Source organism: Alishewanella sp. HH-ZS (genome assembly GCF_001704375.1).
Taxonomy (GTDB): domain Bacteria; phylum Pseudomonadota; class Gammaproteobacteria; order Enterobacterales; family Alteromonadaceae; genus Alishewanella; species Alishewanella aestuarii.
In genome coordinates, this window is sequence record NZ_LZEJ01000084.1 from 1 (window position 1) to 3,250 (window position 3,250).

A 3,250-nucleotide genomic window follows, 5' to 3' on the forward strand; every position below is an offset into this window, starting at 1 on the left:
GACAACTATCCTGACACGGCGGGTGGCTGAGGTACAAGCGGTCAAAAGCCTGGACACGGTGAAACTAATTAGTCACTTACTGGACAGGCACTACGGCCAACAAATGGCCGATATCTGGAATGTGGGGTTAAACCTGGCACTGCGGATCTCAGATTTGCTGTCGATCCGTTTTTCAGACATCCAGGCTGAGCGGCTGCTGTTAAAGGAAGGAAAAACCGGCAAGGTAGCCAATATTAAACTTAACCAAAAGACGATTGAGATTACCAACCGGATAAGACGGCAGTATCCCGATCACACTTATCTGTTTCAGTCGTATCGAAACCAGCGCGCCGGCAACATGCCACCCGCGCCTTTGTCACGCCGCTATGTTAGTCGCGCTTTTGCACTAATAGGTGAAGATGTTGGTATCAGCCTGGGCACGCACTCAATGCGTAAAACCCGAGGCTACCATTTGTACAAAAGCACCAAAGACATCGGCCGGGTAATGAAAATGCTGCGCCACAGCTCTGAAGGGGTAACGCTGCGCTACATCGGCATTACCCAGGAGGATATTGATAAGGACTTTGTTGAACTGGAAATTTAACACAGCTATCGGCTACCGCTTCGGCGGTAGCCTTTGTGCTGAGGTTTATTTTTTTGTTGGTTGGCGATACCGGTAAAAACTCAGACCTATATTATCTTTAAAAAACGCCTTAATTGACTATCGTTGGCTACAACCAAAGCTTCGGCTTCCCGTGCCATACTCTTTGGTTTCTAACTTGGCAAAGTAGCTTAGCCGACGAAATAACTCTGCTTTCAAAGACCAAAATTCAGGTGAGTTAACATTTAACCTGTAAGTCGGATTGTTCGGGAAATGAACCAGCCCATTTGACTCTTCTGGGAGTCGCCTTAACGCGCTTGACCACGCTTTCCAGATCCTTGTAGCCATGTTTCGTCCCTGCTCATCAGCATACTTACCCAATGTGTAATAGGTGTCATGATTAAGAAAGATCACTATGTGAAAGTGTGGTGAATCTGAATTACAGCGCTCTCTAACCCAGGCATATCGCACATTGCATTCATGTACCCTTTTACCTTCTGCTGCTCTGCGGAGCAAGTCAGCTCTTATCTGCGCTTTTAATGATTCAAAGAATTTGGTCATCAGATCAGAACCAACGTCACCATACCCCTCTGGAAGACGAAGATCGCACCTAATAGCCAAAGTTCTAGGATGATCAATTAATGCTCTATCTATTACTGATAACAACCTTTCCAGGTAGAATGGGTTTAAAGGCCCTATGTTTGTTAATACTGGGTAGCTGCTGTAGCAGCTTGTATTGACTAAGTTCTCTGCTGGCATTGTATACATCATGGTTAACCCTTATTGCTGACATCTCAAAGGTATTAGCCATATGTGTATATCTCTACATTAGATTAGCATCCTATACCTAACTAAACTTGTTAATAGCAATGCTCATAATGATAATGCTCATAATGATATTACTAAAACAGACAATTTTTTGAGCAATCCCGACTTTAAAGTGGTTTGCCGATTAGTTAATACTCTCAAGAAAATAACAAAAAAATTTAAAGGTCTATACTCTGAAGTTATAGGATAACCCGCCGTGTCAGGATAGTTGTCCGGTCTTTTTTTCACAATAGTTAGCGTCAGACGGTGGGTGGTTAGCAGGTTGAAATGGCTATATCCCCAGAAAGAAAAGAAGCGATCTTAAAGAAGTTATTACCGCCAGTCAGTCGCTCAGTAGCGCAGTTGGCAAGAGAGGAAGGCATTTGCGAGCAGACGCTGTACAATTGGCGTAATCAGTTAAAAGCTCAAGGATATGCTGTGCCGGTAAGTGGTCAAAAGCCTGATGATTGGTCAGGAGAAGCAAAGTTAGCCGTGGTGATTGAAACTGCCCCGTTATCAGAGGCTGAGTTAAGCCAGTATTGCCGTGAAAAAGGCCTGTTGGTTGAACAGGTTAAAGAATGGCGTAGCGCCTGTGTCATGGGCACGATGAGCGAAACTCAGCGCAAGGCTGCTGAGAAAAAGCAGGCCAGAGAAGATAAAAAGCGCATTAAGCAATTAGAACGAGAGCTAAACCGTAAAGAAAAAGCCTTAGCGGAGGCGGCAGCGTTGCTGGTACTGCGAAAAAAGCTCAGAGCGTACTACGGCGAGGAGGACGAGGACAGTTAACCTCGGTTAGCGAACGCAGCTTAAACCTGGTCTGGTTTGATGAAGCCGTGTTAGCCGGTGCCAGGCGTGATAAGGCTGCACAGGAGCTTGAGATACCGTTGCGTTCACTGCGCCGCTGGCGGGATGAGCAAGGTACGGTGCTTGAAGATAAGCGGCCTGTGGCAACCCGGCCGGAGCCGAAGAACAAGCTTAGTGAAACCGAGCGCGAGCAGATATTGGCCACCTGTAATGACGAAGAGTATGCCAGCTTACCGCCGTCGCAAATTGTGCCGAGGTTAGCAGATAAAGGTGTTTATCTGGCGTCGGAATCGACGATGTATAGGGTATTAAAAGCGGCAAACCAGCAGCACCATCGTGGCAAAAGCAAAGCGCCGGTGAGCCGGGCGAAGCCCACCAGTTACAGTGCGTCAGCACCCAATCAGGTGTGGTGTTGGGACATCAGTTATATGCCCTCAGGCATAAGGGGCTTGTACTGGTATTTATACGCGATCATCGATATTTACAGCCGAAAACTGGTGGCTTGGGAAGTGCACGACAAGGAATGCAGTCAACTGGCCAGTGAGTTGGTACAGCGTGCATTACTCCGTGAGCAGTGCCTGTTTAAACCACTGGTACTGCACTCAGATAACGGCAGTCCGATGAAAGGCAGTACGCTCAGGGTAAAATTGCAAGAATGGGGTGTAACCTCCTCATTCAGCCGGCCCAGAGTGAGCAATGATAATCCGTATGTGGAGTCGTTGTTCAAGACGGTGAAATACTGTCCGCATTGGCCAACCGGCGGCTTTGCAACCGTAGGTAGTGCCAGAGAGTGGATGTTGGAATTTACGCGCTTCTACAACCACGAACATCGCCATAGCGGCATAAGGTTCGTGACACCGGCACAGCGTCACCAGCAGCAAGATGTGGTTCTGCTGGAAAAGCGTAAAGCGGTATATGAACAAGCAAAGCTAGATTACCCACAGCGATGGGCTGGCAGAGCAACAAGAAACTGGAGCCCTATAGGGCCAGTAAGTCTGAATCCGGAGCGGGAAATCGTACAGGTTCAGGCAGCAGCATAAAACGGGAAAATCGGACAAC

The 3,250-nt window shown here is 47.5% G+C and carries 3 protein-coding genes; 2 read left to right on the plus strand and 1 reads right to left on the minus strand.

Features of this window, described 5'->3' with window-relative positions; genetic code table 11:
* Positions 1-22 precede the first annotated feature (22 nt).
* Positions 23-583: a tyrosine-type recombinase/integrase gene (locus A9165_RS16330; protein WP_057787564.1), complete on the plus strand. Its 561-nt coding sequence runs from the start codon at positions 23-25 to the stop codon at positions 581-583.
* Between the two features lie 117 nt (positions 584-700).
* Here the strand turns inward: A9165_RS16330 and A9165_RS16720 are convergent, their stop codons facing one another.
* Complete coding sequence (locus A9165_RS16720) at positions 701-1,351, minus strand: inovirus Gp2 family protein (RefSeq protein WP_083216313.1); 651 nt, start codon at positions 1,349-1,351, stop codon at positions 701-703.
* Positions 1,352-1,675: 324 nt separating this feature from the next.
* On the opposite strand from A9165_RS16720, the gene A9165_RS16340 reads away from it, so the two are divergent.
* Positions 1,676-3,231 (plus strand): IS3 family transposase gene (locus A9165_RS16340; protein ID WP_141686179.1). Its coding sequence is split into 2 segments (ribosomal slippage): positions 1,676-2,159 and positions 2,159-3,231, totalling 1,557 coding nucleotides; the frame shifts between segments, so codons are not numbered across the junction.
* Positions 3,232-3,250 lie beyond the last annotated feature (19 nt).

Excerpts from the sequence above, each read along its gene's own strand:
- A9165_RS16720 (WP_083216313.1), bottom strand. The coding sequence starts at position 1,351 with ATGATGTATACAATGCCAGCAGAGAACTTAGTCAATACAAGCTGCTAC.